Annotated in this window: 18 protein-coding genes; 5 read left to right on the top strand and 13 right to left on the bottom strand. The window is 64.7% G+C overall.

What is annotated here, in order from left to right; genetic code table 11:
- Positions 1–198 precede the first annotated feature (198 nt).
- The 12 genes from EHH60_RS07285 to EHH60_RS07230 all read right to left on the bottom strand — a co-directional run bounded on the left by EHH60_RS07285 (position 199) and on the right by EHH60_RS07230 (position 11,809).
- Positions 199–558, bottom strand: a complete 360-nt coding sequence (locus EHH60_RS07285; RefSeq protein ID WP_124158775.1) for a Zn-ribbon domain-containing OB-fold protein — start codon at positions 556–558, stop codon at positions 199–201.
- Entirely contained in the window at positions 555–1,691 is a 1,137-nt protein-coding gene (locus tag EHH60_RS07280) for a thiolase family protein (protein WP_124158774.1), read from the bottom strand. The genes EHH60_RS07285 and EHH60_RS07280 overlap by 4 nt, the downstream gene beginning before the upstream one ends.
- 147 nt (positions 1,692–1,838) lie before the next feature.
- Positions 1,839–3,038, bottom strand: coding sequence for a CaiB/BaiF CoA transferase family protein (locus EHH60_RS07275; RefSeq protein WP_124158773.1), 1,200 nt, complete (start codon positions 3,036–3,038; stop codon positions 1,839–1,841).
- 129 nt (positions 3,039–3,167) lie between these two features.
- Complete coding sequence (locus EHH60_RS07270) at positions 3,168–3,374, bottom strand: hypothetical protein (protein ID WP_124158772.1); 207 nt, start codon at positions 3,372–3,374, stop codon at positions 3,168–3,170.
- A gap of 122 nt (positions 3,375–3,496) precedes the next feature.
- Positions 3,497–4,666, bottom strand: a complete 1,170-nt coding sequence (locus tag EHH60_RS07265) for an acetyl-CoA acetyltransferase (RefSeq protein ID WP_124158771.1) — start codon at positions 4,664–4,666, stop codon at positions 3,497–3,499.
- A 60-nt stretch (positions 4,667–4,726) separates the two neighbouring features.
- On the bottom strand, positions 4,727–5,377 hold the full coding sequence (gene eda, locus EHH60_RS07260) for a bifunctional 4-hydroxy-2-oxoglutarate aldolase/2-dehydro-3-deoxy-phosphogluconate aldolase (protein WP_199751333.1): 651 nt from the start codon (positions 5,375–5,377) through the stop codon (positions 4,727–4,729).
- Positions 5,378–5,387: 10 nt separating this feature from the next.
- On the bottom strand, positions 5,388–6,356 hold the full coding sequence (locus tag EHH60_RS07255) for a sugar kinase (protein WP_124158769.1): 969 nt from the start codon (positions 6,354–6,356) through the stop codon (positions 5,388–5,390).
- Positions 6,357–6,379: 23 nt separating this feature from the next.
- Positions 6,380–7,366: a D-erythronate dehydrogenase gene (gene denD / locus EHH60_RS07250; protein WP_124158768.1), complete on the bottom strand. Its 987-nt coding sequence runs from the start codon at positions 7,364–7,366 to the stop codon at positions 6,380–6,382.
- A gap of 64 nt (positions 7,367–7,430) precedes the next feature.
- Complete coding sequence (locus EHH60_RS07245) at positions 7,431–8,357, bottom strand: carbohydrate ABC transporter permease (RefSeq protein ID WP_124158767.1); 927 nt, start codon at positions 8,355–8,357, stop codon at positions 7,431–7,433.
- Positions 8,350–9,267, bottom strand: a complete 918-nt coding sequence (locus EHH60_RS07240) for a carbohydrate ABC transporter permease (RefSeq protein ID WP_370140920.1) — start codon at positions 9,265–9,267, stop codon at positions 8,350–8,352. Before EHH60_RS07240 ends, EHH60_RS07245 begins: the two co-directional genes overlap by 8 nt.
- Before the next feature lie 101 nt (positions 9,268–9,368).
- A complete protein-coding gene (locus EHH60_RS07235; RefSeq protein WP_124158765.1) occupies positions 9,369–10,688 on the bottom strand; it encodes an ABC transporter substrate-binding protein in 1,320 nt (439 codons plus the stop codon).
- Positions 10,689–10,741: 53 nt separating this feature from the next.
- On the bottom strand, positions 10,742–11,809 hold the full coding sequence (locus EHH60_RS07230; protein ID WP_124158764.1) for an ABC transporter ATP-binding protein: 1,068 nt from the start codon (positions 11,807–11,809) through the stop codon (positions 10,742–10,744).
- 202 nt (positions 11,810–12,011) lie between these two features.
- Between EHH60_RS07230 and gntR the strand changes: the two genes are divergently transcribed.
- The 5 genes from gntR (at position 12,012) to EHH60_RS07205 (ending at position 17,155) form a co-directional block, all read left to right on the top strand.
- Complete coding sequence (gene gntR, locus EHH60_RS07225; protein ID WP_124158763.1) at positions 12,012–13,112, top strand: HTH-type transcriptional regulator GntR; 1,101 nt, start codon at positions 12,012–12,014, stop codon at positions 13,110–13,112.
- 123 nt (positions 13,113–13,235) lie between these two features.
- Complete coding sequence (locus EHH60_RS07220) at positions 13,236–15,065, top strand: IlvD/Edd family dehydratase (RefSeq protein WP_124158762.1); 1,830 nt, start codon at positions 13,236–13,238, stop codon at positions 15,063–15,065.
- A 134-nt stretch (positions 15,066–15,199) separates the two neighbouring features.
- Positions 15,200–15,931 carry an SDR family oxidoreductase gene (locus EHH60_RS07215; RefSeq protein WP_124158761.1) on the top strand — a complete coding sequence of 244 codons (732 nt, stop codon included), beginning with the start codon at positions 15,200–15,202 and terminating at the stop codon, positions 15,929–15,931.
- Between the two features lie 120 nt (positions 15,932–16,051).
- Complete coding sequence (locus EHH60_RS07210; RefSeq protein ID WP_124158760.1) at positions 16,052–16,798, top strand: SDR family NAD(P)-dependent oxidoreductase; 747 nt, start codon at positions 16,052–16,054, stop codon at positions 16,796–16,798.
- Between the two features lie 24 nt (positions 16,799–16,822).
- Complete coding sequence (locus EHH60_RS07205; protein WP_124158759.1) at positions 16,823–17,155, top strand: hypothetical protein; 333 nt, start codon at positions 16,823–16,825, stop codon at positions 17,153–17,155.
- 80 nt (positions 17,156–17,235) lie between these two features.
- Here the strand turns inward: EHH60_RS07205 and EHH60_RS07200 are convergent, their stop codons facing one another.
- Positions 17,236–18,147: a DMT family transporter gene (locus EHH60_RS07200; protein WP_124158758.1), complete on the bottom strand. Its 912-nt coding sequence runs from the start codon at positions 18,145–18,147 to the stop codon at positions 17,236–17,238.
- Between the last annotated feature and the right edge of the window lie 55 nt (positions 18,148–18,202).

Genomic DNA, 18,202 nt, shown 5'->3' with positions numbered 1-18,202 from the left:
AAGGAAGCCACCAAGGGGGCGGCCTCGGGAGCGCTTGCGCATATGCTGGCGGTGACGGCGATGCTCGTCATCGCCAGCATCTTGTTCTACGGGCGCTAGAGCAGAGTTTCGTCATTCCGGGGTGGCCCTCGCACAGGCCAGGCCCAGAATACCCGTTCCAGGCTCGGTCCTATGACCGCCCCCGAATGACGAATCCCTCTACGTCCCCTTCGTGAAGAACGGCACCAGCTTGCCGGCAAAGGGCTTGAAGCTCGCGACGACCGAATCGCCGATGGCAAGGTCATTCTCGCCATGCGCCATCATGCGAAATCCCTCGGCGCAATCGACCAGCAGAATGTTGTAGGGCACGTGGGCGCGCGTCTCCGGCGTTGCGGCACGGCAGACCAGCGAGGTCGCGTACACCCTGCCCTTGCCGCTGGCGCGCTGCTCGCGCTGGCCAGATGCACCGCAGGCCGCGCAGAAGGCACGATGAAAATACTGCACGTGACTGCATGAGGTGCAGACCTGGTAGGTGATGGCCTCTTCGCCCTTGGTCCAGTCCGCTAGACGCTCGCTCATCGCACCCGCTCCAGGAACATGCTCACGTGGGACGACAGCACGCCGCCGTCGCCGTGCAGCAGTGCAATGGACGCATCCCGCACCTGGCGATTCGCCGCCCGACCCGTCATCTGCACATGCGCCTCGACCAGATGCGCCATGGCGCCGCCGACGCCGCAATGGCCGTAGCTGAGCAGGCCGCCATGGGTGTTGAGGGGCATGGCGCCATCGCGGCCGAAATAGCCGGCGCGGACGCGCGCGGCCGCCTCGCCGCGGCCGGCAAGCCCGAGGTCTTCCAGCAGCATCGCGAGCGTGATGGTGAAGCTGTCGTAGATCGCGGCGTAACGCACGTCGGAGATCGCAATGCCCGTCGCCTCCCTGGCGCGCGCGATGGATATCTCGGCACCGAGCTCACTGAGACCAGGCGCGGCCGTGACATGCTGATGGGTATGCGCCTGGGCGCAGCCGCGGATGCGCACGCCCGCTTCCCCTGCCCGCTCGCGGCTGATGACGAACGCCGCGCCGCCGTCGGAGACCGGGCAGCAGTCGAGCAGCTTGAGCGGCATCGCCACCGGCTTGGAGGCCATGACATCGGCGACCGTGATGGGATTGTGGAATTGCGCGCCGGGATGGGTGCAGGCGTGCTTGCGCATCAGCACCGCGAACTCGGCGAGGTCCTGTTCGGTCACACCATATTCGTGCATGTAGCGGTTGGCGACGAGGCCGTAATAGGCGGGAATGGTCGGGCCGAGCGGCACCTCGTAATCGGGATGGCCGACCTGCGCCAGTGCCTGGAGCGAGGCATCGCGGCTCTGCCCCGTGAGACGGTTCTCGCCAGCGACGACGAGCACGTGGCGCGCGACGCCGGCGTCGACGAGCTGATGCGCGAGCATCGTCATCGCGAGACCCGTGGCGCCGCCGACCTGCACGGCGTGGGCGTAAGATGGGCGGATGCCGAAATGCTCGGCGAAGACAGTGGCCAGCATGATGTGCGGCGACACGGTGGAGTAGCCGCAGAGGATGCCGTCGATGTCCGAGCGTTTCAGCCCGGCATCGTCGAGCGCTGCTTGGGCGGCTTTGCTCATGAGGTCGAGCGAAGACAAGCCTTCGTGCTTGCCGAAGGGCGTGAGGTCGACGCCGGTGATGAAGCTCATGCTCTCTCCCCCTGGTCATTCCGGGGCGGTCCGCAGGACCGAACTCCGGTGCGCAATTGCGCACCTGAGAATCTCGAGATTCCGGGTTCGATGCTGACGCATCGCCCCGGAATGACGGATGAGAGATTGCGCGCCATCACTTCCTCCCTACTCCGGGGCCGCGCGCGTGACGCCGTCGCGCACCATGGCCGCGATCTCGTCGGCGGAATAACCGATCTCGCGCAAAATCTCGGCGCCGTGCTCGTTGAGCCGCGGCGCCAGCCGCACGGGCTCGGCCTCCGACTCCGACCAGGTCGCCGTCACCTTCATGCTCCGGATCGGGCCCTCGGTCGGATGGGACACGACCGGAAAGAAATTCGTCGCCTCCAGGTGTTCATCGTGCAGGATCGAGGCGAGGTCGTGCATCGGCATGACCGGCACGTCGGCCTTGGTGAGCAGGTCGATCCACTCGGCCGTGGTGCGCGTCTCGAAGATGCGCGCAAGCTCGGCGTAGACCACATCGATGTTGGCGGCGCGGCCGGCGAAGGTCGCGAATTTGGGATCGGCGCGCAGATCGTCGCGCCCGGTGGCCTTGAAGAAGTTCTCCCACTGCTTGTCGTTGTAGACGATGACGCTGAGATGGCCGTCCGAGGTCTTGTAGGGCCTGCGGTCGCGCGAGAGGTGGCGGGCATAGCCGCCCTTGTCGAGCGGCGGGTCGAAGGTGAGCCCGCCCATGTGATCGCCCATGACGAAGCCGGCCATGGTCTCGAACATCGGGATGTCGACGCGCTGGCCGCGGCCGGTACGGTCGCGGTGCACGAGGCTGGCGCAGATCGCCCCGACGGCGGTGAGGCCGACGATGCGATCGACCAGCGCATTCGGCACGTAGCGCGGCACGCCGTCGCCGGTCTGCGCCATCAGAGCCGGAAGGGCCGTCGCGCCCTGGATCAGATCGTCATAGGCGGGCTTTGCGGCATAGGGCCCATCCTGGCCGAAGCCGAACACGCCGGCATAGACCAGGCGCGGGTTGATGGCGGACACGACATCGTAGCCGAGCTGAAGCCGCGCCATGGCCTGCGGGCGGACGTTGTAGACCAGGACATCGGCGTCCTTCAGCAGCCGCAGCACGGCCTCGCGGCCGGCGGGCTTTTTCAGGTCGAGGCAGATCGAGCGCTTGCTGCGGTTGGTGTTGAGAAACACCGGGCCCATGCCGGCGTGTCGCATCGGGCCGATCAGACGGGTGACGTCGCCGTCCAGCGACTCCACCTTGATAACGTCTGCACCGTAGTCGCCCAGCATCTGGGTCGCATAAGGACCCATCAGCACGGTTGTCATGTCGATGACCTTGATGCCCTTCAGAGGCCCCATCGTTCGCTCCCGATTGCGCGAGGCTCAAGACGCGGCCCGCGAATTCGGTCCAGCTAACGGCAGCGCCGCCGCTCGCGCAAGGGCGGGCGGCGTATGGCGGCATGCGCAGCGCGGCGGCGATATCGGCCGCTATTTCTTCTGGCGGGATTCCCGGATCTTCAGGAGCCGGTCGAGCTCTTCGTTCTGCTGGCTGATCCTGTCGGCGATGCGCGACTCGTTCTGCTCGCCCGAGGCGGCAGCTGCCTGCTCGATGAGCTGGCGGATATTGTCCTCGAGGATCGCGATGCGGTCGTTCAGCGCGTCCATCGACAGCGAGTCTTCGTAGTCATTGCTCATGATGCATTCCCTGCCAATCAATCAGGTGCGCAGGGTGGGCAAAGCGAAGCGTGCCCACCATGATCTAGCGCAAGGAAAATGGTGGGCACGGCGCTTACGCGCCTTTGCCCACCCTACTAGACCTACTTCAGCGGCTCCAACACGGAAACGTAGTTGGCGACGGCCGCACCGCCCATGTTGAAGATGCCGCCGAGCTTGACGTTCTTGAGCTGCATGCCCTCGGGGGCCTGCCCCGCGAGCTGCATCGCGGTCATCACATGCATCGAGACGCCGGTGGCGCCGATCGGATGGCCCTTGGCTTTCAGGCCGCCGGAGGGATTGACCGGCAGTTTGCCGTCCTTGAGGGTCCAGCCTTCCTTGATGGCGCGGGCGCCCTGCCCCTTCGGCGTCAGGCCCATCGCTTCATACTCGATCAGCTCGGCGACCGTGAAGCAGTCATGGGTCTCGACGAAGGAGAGATCGGACAGCGTCACGCCCGCTTTCTCCAGGGCGCGCTGCCAGGCGACCGTGCAGCCCTCGAACTGGAGGATGTCGCGCTTGCTCATCGGCAGCAAGTCCTGGGCGTGCGCGGTGGCGCGGAAGCCGATCGACTTGCTCATGCCCTTGGCGGTCTCGGCATCGGCCAGCACCAGCGCCGCGGCGCCATCGGAGACCAGCGAACAATCGGTGCGCTTCAAGGGGCCTGCGACGTAAGGGTTCTTCTCGCTCTCGGCGCGGCAGAAGTCGAAGCCGAAGTCCTTGCGCATCTGGGCGAAGGGATTGGCGACGCCGTTCTTGTGGTTCTTGGCCGCGATCAGCGCCAGCGCATCGGACTGGTCGCCGTATTTCTGGAAATAGGAACTGGCGATCTTGCCGAACACGCCCGCGAAGCCACCGACGGTGTCGCCGTCCTCGGGCAGGTAGGACGCCTTGAGCAGGTTCTTGCCGATCTCGGCGCTAGGGGTGCGCGTCATCTGCTCGACGCCGACGACCAGCACGATCTTGGCGGCCCCTGCGGCAATCGCGCGCAGGCCCTGGTGTACGGCGGCGGAGCCGGTGGCACAGGCGTTCTCGACCCGCGTCGCCGGCTTGAAGCGCAGCTGCGGGTCGGCCTGGAGCACCAGCGAGGCGGTAAAGTCCTGCGGCGAGAAGCCGGCGTTGAAATGGCCAAGCACGATCTCGTCGACGTCGCCAGCCGAAACGCCGGCATCCGCCAGCGCCTCGTTGGCGACCCGCACGACGAGGCTTTCCACAGTCTCGGTGTCGAACTTGCCGAACGGCGTATGTGCCCATCCGACGATGCTGGCGGTCATGGTCTTCTCTCCCTGAGGTCTCTCACCTGAACTAAGTCCTAGCGCAGGGACGGCAAGACTTCACGCGGCTTTCAGGGCCTGGAGGGTCCGCTGGCAGATGGCAGTTATGCCGGCCCAGTTCCCAGCCCGGATCTCCGCCGTCGGGCACAACCAGGAGCCGCCGACCGCAACCACGTTGGGCTCGGCGAGCCAGGTCGCCGCATTGGCCTCGCCGATCCCACCGGTCGGGCAGAACCGCACGCTCGGAAACGGCCCGCCAAGGGCGCGCAGGCCCTTGATGCCGCCGGCCTGCTCGGCCGGGAAGAACTTTGCGACGTCGAAGCCGTAGGACAGCGCCATCATCAGCTCGGAGGCCGTGGCGATGCCCGGCGCGAACGGCAAAGAGCTGTCGGTTGCGGCCCTGAGGAGATCGGGGGTCAGGCCCGGGCTGATCCCAAATGCGACGCCGAGCTTCTCGACACGGGTGAAGTCGGCCGGATTGAGAATGGTGCCGATGCCGACGATCGCCTCGGGTACTTCGGCCATCATCGCCCTCGCGGCCTCGATCGCAACGGGGGTGCGCAGGGTCACCTCCAGCGTGCGGACGCCGCCGGCAACCAGCGCGCGCGCCAGCGGCACGGCATCCTGGATTCGCTCGATGGTGAGGACGGGAATGACGGTTGCCGCCTTGAACAGCGAGACGAGGTGGTTCTGTTGGGCAGTCGTGGTCATGGGTCTCGATTCATTTGGTCGCTTGACGAGAGGCCGCCGGCCGGTGCCGCTTCTTCGGCGGCATGGCATAGCCTGGAATGATGGCGCCGGGATAGCAGATCACGATGCTGGCGAGGCGATGTCCGGCCCGGGCGGCCTCGGCCGGATCGGAACCGGCGAGCCGCGCCGCGATATAGGCCGCGGCAAAACTGTCGCCGGCAGCGGTGGTGTCGACGACCGGCTTCGTCATGGGTTCGGCGCGAACCTCGCTGGTTCCGCCGGGAAAGCGCAGCAGGCTGACGGGCTCGGCGAGCCGGAACACCAGCTCCGGGCTCGGGATACGCGCCATCAGCTGGTCCTGGCTCTCGCCGGGATAGAGCGCGAGCAGATCCTCGGTCGAGGTCAGCACGATGTCGGCGGTCGCGAAGGCTGCAGCGAAGACCTCGCGGGCGACGTCGCGATCCGGCCAGCCCCGCGCACGGAAATTGGTGTCGAACACGAATCGGGTGCCGAGCAGGCGGGCACGCTTGATCGCCGCGAACAGGCGATCGCGCCCGACCGCATCATAGATCGAGAGCGTGATCGCGGAGAGATAGACGATGTCGTAGCTCATCAGCGAGTTGAGAATCTCGTCCGTCTCCGGCAGGCTCATCAGCTGCCGCGCCGCCGCGCTGTCACGCCAGTGGAAGAACTGGCGCTCGCCCTTCGCATCCAGCTGGATCATGTAGAGGCCGGGCAGCTTGCCCGCCAGCCGCACGACACGCCGCGTGCCGACGCTCTCCGCATTCCAGGCCGCGATCATCTCGTCGCTGAGACCGTCATCGCCCAGCGCTGTGAGATAGTCGACCTTGACGTCGAGCCGCGCCAAATAGACGGCGGTGTTGAGAGTATCACCGCCGAAGCCTCGTGAGTACAGTCCGCCCCCCTGCCCGGCAGACGCGCCTCCTTGCGCCTGCCTGAGCTCGACCATGCATTCGCCGATGCAAGCAACGCTCGCCATCACTCAACTCGTTCGGTCAGAGGTCAGGCGACGAAATTGCCGCCGAGCTCGTCTTCGATGTGAATGCGGATGATGTCGTCGAAAGTCTTCTCGGCGGTGGTGAAGCCGAGCTCGCGCGCACGCTTTGGATCGAAATTGCGCGGCCAGCCGCCGACGATGCCGACGATGAAGGGATCCGGCTCGCGCTTGATGCGGGCGGCGACCTTTTCGCCGGCAACCCGCTTCAGGGCGGCGATCTGCTCGCCGACCGTCGCCGACAGGCCCGGCATCGTCAGATTGCGGCGCGGGCCGACGGTGGCGAGGTCCATGGTGCCGGCGTGAACCAGGAAGCCGACGGCCGAGCGCGGCGTGGCGTGCCAGTGGCGGACGTCCTCGGACACCGGCAGGATCGCCTCCTTGCCGGCGAGCGGCTCGCGCAGGATGTTGGAGAAGAAGCCCGATGCGGCCTTGTTGGGCAGGCCGGGGCGGATGCAGATGGTCGGAAGGCGGATGCCGATGCCGTCGAGAAAGCCGCGGCGCGAATAGTCGGCGAGCAGGAGTTCGCCGATCGCTTTCTGGGTGCCGTAGCTGAGCAGCGGGGTGTGGAAGAACTCGTCGCCGATCGCATCCGGAAACGGGGCACCGAACACCGCGATCGAGGACGTGAAGACCACGCGCGGCTTGTAGCCGCCGCCAACGAGCCTGATCGCGTCGAGCAGCATCCGCGTGCCGTCGAGATTGATCCGGTAGCCCTTGTCGAAATCCAGCTCGGCCTCGCCCGAAACGATCGCGGCGAGATGGAAGATCACGTCGGGGCGGCCGGCGATCAGCTTCTCGGCCGCGCCCGGCACGGCGAAATCGCCCGACACGGTCTCGACGGGGAAACCGGCCTTCTCCGGCTTCTTGGGCTCGACCACGTCATGCATGGTCAATCTCGTGATGTCGCTCTTGCCGAGCCGGCCGTCGCGCAACAGCCGTTCGCAGAGCTTGCGGCCGACCATGCCGGCAGCGCCCAGAACCAGAATGTGCAACAGCCTACTCCTTCTTATTGGCTGGAGCGCACCGCTCCTGATGCGCCCTCGGCAAGCCCCGCGATCATTCCTTCACGGCGCCGGTCATCGCCGACACATAATGCTCCACGAAGAAGGCGTAAAGGATCACGAGCGGCAGCGAGCCGGCCAGGGCTCCGGCCATCAGCGAGCCCCAGCGGTAGATGTCACCGTCCACGAACTCGTTGACGATCGCGACCGGCACCGTCTTGTTGCTGGTCGACTGCAGGAAGGTCAACGCATAGATGAACTCGTTCCAGCACAGAGTGAAGCAGAAGATGAAGGCCGAGATCAGACCGGGAATCGCGAGCGGCACCACGATCTTGACCAGGATCTGCCAGCGGCTCGCCCCGTCGATCAGCGCGCACTCCTCGAGCTCGAACGGGATGGTCTTGAAATAGCCCATCAACAGCCAGGTCGAGAACGGAATCAGGATCGTCGGATAGGTCAGGATCAGCGCCAGCGGCGAGTCGAAAAGACCGTACTGATACACGACGGTTGCGAGTGGAATGAACAGGATCGACGGCGGCACGAGATAGGCGAGGAAGATCAGTCCCCCGACAAGATTGGCGCCCTTGTAGCGCAACCGCACGATGGCGTAGGCCGCGAACACCGATGCGACGATCGAGAGCACCGTGGCGCAGATCGCCACGTACATCGTGTTCCAGAGCCAGTGCGGATAATAGCTCTCGAACAGCAGCTTGTGGAAATGCTTGAAAGTCGGATTCCAGGTCCAGAACGGGTTGTACTTGTCGAGATCGAGCAACTGCTCGTCCGGCTTCACCGAGGTCAGCGCCATCCAGTAGAACGGAAACAGCAGGACCACGACGATGATCGTGAGCGGCAGATAGAGTGTCACGAGCCTGCGCGGCACCGACTGCAGGTAGCTCATGCCCTCGCTGTGGTCGGCCGTAGGCGCCGAGGCCGAAAGCACATTCTTGAGATCGATGGATCTGGTGGGCAGGTCAGTCATTGCTCTCTCCCTGCTGCCACTTGCGCCGCTGCAGGCCGAACCAGGACACCATGATCGCAGCGAGCAGGAACGGGATCATGGCGCTGGAGATCGCCGCGCCCTCGCCGAGCTGCCCGGCGATGATCGCCCGCTGATAGGACAGCGTGGCCATCAGGTGGGTTGCGTTGACCGGGCCGCCACGCGTCATTGCCCAGATTAGCTGGAAGTCGGTGAAGGTGAAGAGCACTGAAAACGTCATCACGACGGCGATGATCGGCGTCAACAGCGGATAGGTGATATAGCGGAAATTCTGCCACCGCGTGGCGCCGTCGAGCGTGGCGGCCTCATAGAGCGAGGGCGAGACGGTCTGCAGGCCGGCGAGCAGCGTGATCGCCACGAACGGAACGCCGCGCCAGACATTGGCGAAGATCACGCAGATCCGCGCCCAGGTGGTGTCGCCGAGGAAATTGATGTTCTGGCTGATCAGTCCGAGGTGTTTCAGCGACCAGGAGATGATCGAGAATTGCGAGTCGAATATCCACCAGAAGGCGAGTGCCGAGAGCACGGTCGGAACGATGAAGGGGATGAGCACCATCGCGCGCAGCATCGCCTTAAAGGGCATGTGCTCGTTGAGCAGCAGCGCGAGATAGAGTCCGATCGCGAATTTGAAGGCACTGGCGACGAAGGTGTAGAGCAGCGTGTTGAACACCGACAACCAGAAGATGGAGTCGTCCCAGAGCCACTCATAGTTCTCGGTGGCGACGAAGTGCCCGACCCTGCCGATGCGGGTGTCGGTGAAGGACAGCCAGATGCCGAGCCCGAGCGGATAGGCCAGGAAAAAGATCAGGAACGCCATGGCCGGCACCATGAACCAGAAGCCGAGCCAGTTGCGATTGTGTTTGAGCTGGGTCCAGGCGCTCGCCTCGCTCATCTGAGGCTTGGCCCGGGGAATTGCGACATCAGCCATGCCCGATATCCCTGATCGAAAGTGTTGGCGAGCGGGCGGCCGGACGGCCGCCCGCCCCGTGACCGTCAGCGATAGATGCGCTTCAGCTGGCGCTCGGCTTCCGCCATCGCGCTCTTCGCATCCTTGGCGCCGGTGCAGTAGTTGGCGAACATGTCGACGACGATGAAGTCGGCGATTGCGGTCGCCGCCTTTTCGCCGACCGTGCCGATACCGGACGCCGGCAGCGTGCGCTTGGACGCCTGCGCGAACACGGCATTCTTGGGATCCGCCGTCCAGATCGGCGCCGACTCATATGCGTTCAAGGTCTGCGTCAGATAGCCCTGCGCGCCATCCAGCCACTTCTCGTAGTTCTCCTTCTCCAGCATGAAGGCAACGAAGGCCTTCGCCGCGTTCGGATATTTGGTGAAGTTGAAGGCGAGGATCGGCAGCGCGAGCTGCAGCTCGGTCGGCTTGCCGACTGGTCCGACCGGCCAGAGCGCGTGATAGGTGTCCGCGGCAAGCTCCTTCTTGCTCGCGTCGGTCTTGGCAGCGACGTAGATCGAGATGCCGTTCGCCGTGCAGTAGAGCTCGCCCGCGAGGAACGCCTTGTTGTTGGAGGAATCGTTCCAGGACGCCGTGCCCGGGATGAAGCTCTCGTACAGCCCCTTGCAGTACTCCAGCGCCTTCGCCGTCTCCGGCGAGTTGATGATGATCTTGTCGTTCTGGTCGACCGTGTAGGCCCCGTGGCCCCACAGCACCCAGTGCAGCCAGGAATTGCCGTCGCCCGATGCGTGCCCGAGCGCGAAGCCGGCCGGCGTGTTGTTGGCCTTCAGGGCCTTGCACATCTCGAGGAAGCCGGGGAAATCCTTCGGGAATTCCTTGAAGCCCGCCTTCTCGAGCGCCGACTTGCGGTACGTCATGTAACCGCCATTGGTCGCGACGGGAATGCCGAGCCAGTCATTGCCCTGCTTGCAGGTCTTGGCAGCCGCATCGGTCCAGCCGCCGTATTTGTTGCCGAGATAATCGGCGACGTCGTTCATCTTCAGCACTTTGGTGGGGAACAGCTGCGGCAGCGTGTGCAAGCCCCAGGCAAGATCGAGCCCCGAGCCGGTATTGGCCGCAACCGAGGCCTTCGGCTGCACGTCCTCGAAGGATTCGCTGAACACGTTCATCTCGGTGCCGGTCGCAGCCTTGAACGCCGCCACCATCGCGTTGAATGCATCGTCCTCCTGCGGCACGAAGCGCTTCCACCGCATCACGGTCAGCTTGGCGCCGGGCTCGGCCTTCCAGGGCGCGCTCTGCGCCCAGGCCTTGGCGAAGTCGAACAGTGCCGGCCCGGTCAGCATGCCGGTCGCAGCCAGTGCCGTTCCGCCTTGAAGCAGAGTGCGGCGGGTAAAGTCTTGCATGTTGTCCTCCCTGTGATGCTTTTTTGTCGTGTTATGCTTCGTGGTCTAATGCGCTACGCGTTCATGCGCTTGCCTGTCGCATCGTCGAACAGATGAACGAGTGACGGATCGGGCTTCAGCCGTACCTTGTCGCCCGGGTTGAACTGGTGACGCTCGCGGAAGACCGCGACGACCTGCTCACCGCCGACCTTGGCGAACACCTGCGTCTCCGAGCCGGTCGGCTCGACCACGATGATCTCGGCCTCGGCGCCATCGTCGGCGATGGTGAAATGCTCCGGCCGCACGCCATACACCGCAGGACGGCCATCGGAGCCGGCCGGCGCAGTCTTGAGCGGCAGCTTGACGCCGTTCGGCCCCTCGAACGTGGCAACGCCGTTGACGCGCACATGGCCCTTGAGGAAGTTCATCGCGGGCGAGCCGATGAAGCCCGCGACGAACTGGTTGTCGGGCTTGTCGTAGAGCTCGAGCGGCGTGCCCATCTGTTCGACGATGCCGTCGTGCATGACGACGATCTTGTCGGCCATGGTCATGGCCTCGATCTGGTCGTGGGTGACGTAGACGGTCGTCGTCTTCAGCCGCTGGTGCAGCTCCTTGATCTCGGTACGCATCGCCACGCGCAGCTTGGCATCCAGGTTCGACAAGGGCTCGTCGAACAGAAAGACCTGCGGATCGCGCACGATGGCTCGGCCCATGGCGACGCGCTGGCGCTGGCCTCCGGAGAGCTGGCGCGGATAGCGGTCGAGCAGCGGCGACAGCGCGAGGATCTCGGCGGCACGCTTGACGCGCTTGTTGATCTCGTCGGCGCTCGCGTTCCGCAGCTTCAGCGAGAAGCCCATATTCTCGGCTACCGTCATGTGCGGATAGAGCGCGTAGTTCTGGAACACCATCGCAATGTCCCGCTCCTTGGGCTGGACATTGTTGACGACGCGGTCGCCGATCGAGATCGTGCCGGAGGTGATGTTCTCGAGACCGGCGAGCATGCGCAGAAGGGTCGACTTGCCGCAGCCGGAAGGGCCGACCAGGACGACGAACTGGCCATCCTCGATCGGAATCGTCACGCCGTGCAGGACTTCAAAATTGCCGAACGATTTCCGCACGTCGCGGATTTGCACAGACGACATCTAGCTCCCTCCTCGAAAGTCCACGACGCCTCTCGCGCCGCGACCGTCTTGTTTTTTCAGACTTCACCGAACGAAGCCCGATCTTGGCGGGCGACATTGTCGGCAGTTTGTGCGGTTTTGGCAATTTGTCTTTGGTTAGTCGTTGCTGGTAGCGCTGTCAACGTTCCTTTGTTTGCGGGACCGACTGTGTTAAGAGCAGCAAATGGGTCGAAAACGCACCAAGTCAGGCAAAATCCGGCTGGCCGAAGTCGCCGAGCTCGCCGGCGTCAGCCCGATTACCGCCTCCCGCTTCTTCCGCAATCCGGAGGCCCTGTCGGTCGCCAAGCGGACGCGGGTCGAGAGCGCCGCCAAGGAGCTCGGCTATGTGCCGAACCTTGCCGCACGCGCACTGGCCTCGCAGCGCACCGAAGTCATCGGTGTATTGATCCCCTCCCTCACCAATAACGTGTTCTCGGACGTGCTGCGCGGCATCTACGACGCGTCAGAGAGCAGCCGTTACTCGATCCAGTTGTCCAACACGCGCTACAGCATTCTCCAGGAAGAGAAGTTGCTGCGCCTGTTTCTGGCGCAGAAGCCGGCCGGGCTGATCGTCACCGGCATCGACCAGACCGCGGAATCGCGCGCGATGCTGGACGCCGCGGACTGCCCGATCGTGCAGATCATGGAGATCGGGCCGGATCCGGTCGACATGATGATCGGCTTTTCGCACTATGATGCAGCCCGCGCGGTGGTTGCGCACCTGTTCGAGCAAGGTCACCGCAAGATCGGCTTCGTCGGTGCGCGCATGGACCCGCGGGTGCAGCGACGGCTGGACGGATATGTCTCGGCCATGAAGGACGCTGGACTGTTCGAGCAGCGCCTCGTCGTAACGACGGCCACACCGACCTCGGTGACGCTCGGCGGAGCCCTGTTCACCGATCTCCTGGCGCGGGAGCCCGATATCGATGCGGTGTTCTGCGCCAATGACGACCTCGCGCTCGGCGTACTGTTCGAATGCCGGCGCCGGGAGATCGCCGTCCCCGGGCAGATCGCGATCGTCGGCTTCAACGACCTCGAATTCATGGCCTCCGCCGTCCCCACCCTCACCAGCGTCCGCACCAACCGCTACGAGATGGGGAAGACGGCCGCCACCATGCTGATCAACGCGATGGAAGGGCGACGCCCAGAGCATCCAGTGCTCGATCTCGGCTTTAAGGTGATCGAACGGCAAAGCTCGTCGGCACGACGTTCGGACAGCAGGCCGGCCGTTTCCGGCGCGGGCGCAGCGAACAAAATGATAGCGTTACCAAGTAGCCGCGACTAGTATTCGGACTCGTGAGGAAACGACCCGCCAGCGGGAACGCAGATCATCGCTCGCGCCGTTGGGCATCGCACATGCCGACACCATGAGACGCACGCCGGTGCGTTTGCATTGCAGGAGAAACCAATGACAAAGAAACCAACCAATGGGCATGCCGCCGGCAGCAACGGCTCTCGCCGCCATCTTCGCTCGCAGGAATGGTTCAACAACCCGCACAATCCGGGCATGACCGCGCTCTATATGGAGCGCTACCTGAACTACGGCCTCACCCGTGCCGAGCTGCAGTCCGGCAAGCCGATCATCGGCATCGCCCAGACCGGCAACGATCTCTCTCCCTGCAACCGCCATCACATCGAGCTCGCCCATCGCGTTCGCGAGGGCATCCGCGAAGCCGGCGGGATCGCGATGGAATTCCCGACCCACCCGATCCAGGAGACCGGCAAGCGCCCGACCGCCGCACTCGATCGCAACCTCGCCTATCTCGGCCTCGTCGAGGTCCTCTACGGCTATCCGCTCGACGGCGTCGTGCTGACCACCGGCTGCGACAAGACCACACCGGCCTGCATGATGGCGGCGGCCACCGTGAACCTGCCCGCGATCGTGCTGTCGGGCGGCCCGATGCTGAACGGCTGGCACAATGGCGAGCGCACCGGCTCCGGTACCATCGTCTGGAAATCGCGCGAGCGGCTCGCGGCCGGCGAGATCGACTATGAAGAGTTCATGGAGATCGTGGCCTCCTCGGCGCCCTCGGTCGGCCATTGCAACACCATGGGCACCGCCTCGACCATGAACGGGCTTGCCGAAGCGCTCGGCTTCTCGCTGCCGGGCTGCGCGGCGATCCCCGCGCCCTATCGCGAACGCGGCCAAATCGCTTACGAGACTGGCAAGCGCATCGTCGAGATGGTCTGGGAGGACCTCAAGCCCTCGGACATCCTGACCCGCAAGGCGTTCGAGAACTGCATCGTGATCAATTCGGCGATCGGCGGCTCGACCAACGCGCCGATCCACATCAACGCGCTGGCCCGCCACATCGGCGTCGAGCTCTCGATCGAGGACTGGCAGAAGGTCGGCCACGACGTGCCGCTCTTGGTCAACATGCAGCCGGCCGGCTTCTATCTCGGGGAGGAATTCCACCGCGCCGGCGGCGTGCCGGCCGTGGTGCGCGAGCTGATGAAGCACAAGCGCATCCACGAGGATGCGGTCACGGTCAACGGCCGCGGCATCGGCGAGAACTGCAAGAATGCGCCGACGCCCGACAACGACGTGATCTGGGCTTACGACAAGCCGCTGGTGAAGGATGCCGGCTTCCTGGTGCTGAAGGGCAACCTGTTCGACTCCGCGATCATGAAGACGAGCGTGATCTCCAAGGAATTCCGCGACCGCTATCTCAGCAACCCGAAGGACCTCAACGCTTTCGAGGGCCGCGCCATCGTGTTCGAAGGACCCGAGGACTATCACGAGCGGATCGACGATCCCTCGCTCGACATCGACGAGGGCTGCGTGCTGTTCATCCGCGGCACCGGTCCGATCGGTTATCCCGGCGGTGCCGAGGTCGTGAACATGCAACCGCCGGCAGCCTTGATCAAACGCGGCATCCTGTCCCTGCCCTGCATCGGCGACGGCCGCCAGTCCGGCACCTCGGGCTCGCCCTCGATCCTCAATGCTTCGCCGGAAGCCGCCGCCAATGGCGGTCTTGCGATCCTGAAGACCGGCGACAAGGTGCGTATCGACCTCAACAAGGGCAGCGCCAACATCATGATCTCGGACGAGGAGCTGAGGAGGCGCCATGCCGAGCTCAAGGCCAATGGCGGCTTCAAGCATCCGCCGAACCAGACGCCGTGGCAGGAGATCTACCGCAACACCGTGGGCCAGCAGTCGACGGGCGCCTGCATGGAGCTTGCCACGCGCTATCAGAACGTCGCCGGCACGTTTGGCGTGGCGCGGGATAATCACTGAGAGCCGCACCGTCATTGCGAGCGAAGCGAAGCAATCCAGAGCTATCTCCGTGGAGACAGTCTGGACTGCTTCGTCGCAAGAGCTCCTCGCAATGACGCTGGGTTCGGATCGGAACGCATAAGGGAGACAAGCAAATGGCAGACCGCCTCAAGGGCAAGCGCGCCGTCGTCACGGCTGCTGCGGCAGGCATCGGGCGCGCATGCGCCATCGCATTCGCGCGTGAAGGTGCGACCGTGATCGCCACCGACATCAACGAAGCCGGCATCGCGAGCCTGACCAAGGAAGGAATCGCCGAGGTCGCCAAGCTCGACGTCCGCAACACCGCCGACGTCAACGCCTTTGCCAAGCGCGTCGGCAAGATCGACATCCTGCTCAACGCGGCGGGCTTCGTGCACCACGGCACCATCCTGGAGTGCTCGGAAGAGGATTTCGACTTTTCGTTCGACCTCAACGTCAAATCGATGCACCGGACCATCAAGGCCTTCCTGCCCGACATGCTCGCGGGCGCCGGCGGCAGCATCGTCAACATCTCCTCCTGCGCGGCGCTACGGCCGCCGGCCAACCGCTACGTCTACAGCGCGTCGAAAGCGGCGGTGTCGCTGCTGACGCGCGCAGTCGCGCTCGACTTTATCACCAAGGGCATCCGCTGCAACTCGATCTGCCCCGGTACCGTCGAGACCCCTTCGATGCTCGACCGCGCCGCCGCGCAAGGACCGCAGGGCAAGGAGATGTTCATCTCCCGCCAGAAGATGGGCCGGCTCGGCACCGCCGAGGAGATCGCGTCCATGGCGGTCTATCTCGGCAGCGACGAGAGCGCTTTCACCACCGGCGTCGACCTGGTTGTCGACGGCGGCTACATGCTCTGATCACTCCTCATCCCGAGGAGGGCGCGACAGCGCCGTCTCGAGGGATGGGCCACGGGCTTCATGGTTCGAGGGCGCGCCAGGTGCGCGCTCCTCACCATGAGGGACAGGGAGGGTTTCTCGATGAACAAGATCGATCTCAACGGCCGCCTCGCCATCGTCACGGGCGGCGCACAGGGCTTTGGCCGCGCCATCACCGAGCGCTTTGTCGCTTCCGGCGCCAAGGTCGCCATCTGGGACTTCGACGTCGCACTCGCCGAAAAGACCGCAAAAGAGATCGGCGGCGAAACAAAGGCGTTCAAGGTCGACGTCACCGACACCGCGGCCGTCGAGCAGGCGCGCGATGCCACGCTAGCCAGCTTCGGCAGGATCGACATCCTGGTCAACAATGCCGGCATCGCCGGGGTCAACAAGCCGGTCTGGGAGACAGATCTGGAGGAATGGCGCAAGGTGCTGCGCATCAACCTCGACGGTCCTTTCATCGTCTGCAAGGCGATCGTGCCCCAAATGCTCAAGCAGAAATACGGGCGGATCGTGAACATCGCCTCGATCGCCGGCAAGGAAGGCAATCCGAACGCGTCGCACTATTCCGCCTCCAAGGCCGGCCTGATCGCGCTGACGAAGTCCCTCGGCAAGGAGCTCGCCGCCCATGACATCCTCGTCAACGCGGTGACGCCGGCGGCGGCGAAGACCGCGATCTTCGACCAGATGACGCAGCAGCACATCGACTTCATGCTGTCGAAGATCCCGAAGGGACGCTTCGTGCTGGTGGAGGAGCTCGCCGCGATGGTGGCCTGGCTCGCGTCCGAGGACTGCGCATTCTCGACCGGCGCGGTGTTCGACATCTCCGGCGGACGCGCGACTTATTGAGGAGCGCCATGATCCGGGAAGCGCGTGCGGTTCAAGGCGGAGGACGAGTCGCTCAACATCCGCATCTGCCACTGCGATGAGGAGAGCTTGATGGAGTTCTATTGGGAAACCAAAGACGGCAAGTGGTTGCTGCGTCCCGCCGTCGAGGCGCTGGAGCAGGCTCCTATCACCGTCGAGCAGGAGGACTGGTATTGGCTCGTGAAGATCGGCGGCCGTCCTCTCAATTTCCGCTTCACGGGTCTGATAGGTGCGAGGCAGAGCGCTTGGGAGTACGTCAAGCGCTACAGTCACATGCACTATGGCATCAAGTCGGTCACGCTGCGGACGATCGAGGAGCCTCAGCGATCAGCTTCATGAAGACCTCAGGCTTGCTCATCGCCTGCCTTGCGTCGCGCTGACCGCCTGACGCCGTATCCGGGAACGATCCCGACCTGACGTCAGGTCGGACGTGACGCAGACGCGCTCGCCTCTTGCGCATGACGGCGCGTCGTGGTCGCGATCCAGATCCCGGCAAACACCGCGACAATGCCCGCCGCCAGATTCCAGCGCAGCGGTTCGTTCAGCAGCCAGGCCCCGACCAGCGATGCCGTAATCGGATTGACCGTCATCGAGATCGCAACGCGCGTCGGCGTCGTCCGCTCCAGCGCGAACGCCCAGAGATAGAAGGTCAGCGCTGCGCCGAGGGCGCCCAAATAGAGGGCGCCCAGCCACTGTGGCATCCCGAAGCCCGCGACGGGCGCAAAACTGCCGCGGATAGACGAGAGCAGGACGAGGCAGGCCGCGCCGGCCGCCATGCTCATGGTCGTAAAGGCGATCGGACTGGAGCGCCGGATCAGCGGCTTCGACCAGATGCCGTAGAGCGCCATGCACAGCGCAGCCGCCATCATCAGGAGATCGCCGCGCCAGGCGCCCGACGGGGCTGATGTCAGGTCGGACAGAAGCGCCACAGCAACGCCACGCGTCGCGATCACGACACCGACCGATTTGCGCCAGGTCAGGGCTTCGGCCCCGAGCGCAGCCCCGATCACGAGCGACAGCAAAGGAAGCGTCGACAGAGCCAGCGCGCCGCGCGCGGCGGTCGTGAAGATCAGCGACGCGTTGAACAGGATCGGAAACAGCGCGAAGAACAGGACGCCGAGCGCGACGGCGGCAGCCCAATCGCCTCGCTTCGGCCAGCGATCGCCGCGCAGCAGCGCCAGCGGAAGCAACAGGAGAAAGCCGATACCGAACCGGAACGAGCCGATCGCGAGCGGATCGATGCTCCCCACGAGATAGCGCGTGGCACCAATGGATGTCCCGCCCAGCGCGCTCGACAGCACGGCAGCAAAAACGCCAAGAATCTCGCCCACGATTCCTCCCAACGGCTCTAGGGCAGCATAGGAGACGCGCCGAAACGGGGAATGG

It is taken from the genome of Bradyrhizobium sp. RP6, from assembly GCF_003837805.1.
GTDB lineage: Bacteria > Pseudomonadota > Alphaproteobacteria > Rhizobiales > Xanthobacteraceae > Bradyrhizobium.
The sequence above is the reverse complement of the archived record's forward strand: the minus strand, read 5'-3'. Positions and strand labels throughout refer to the sequence as shown.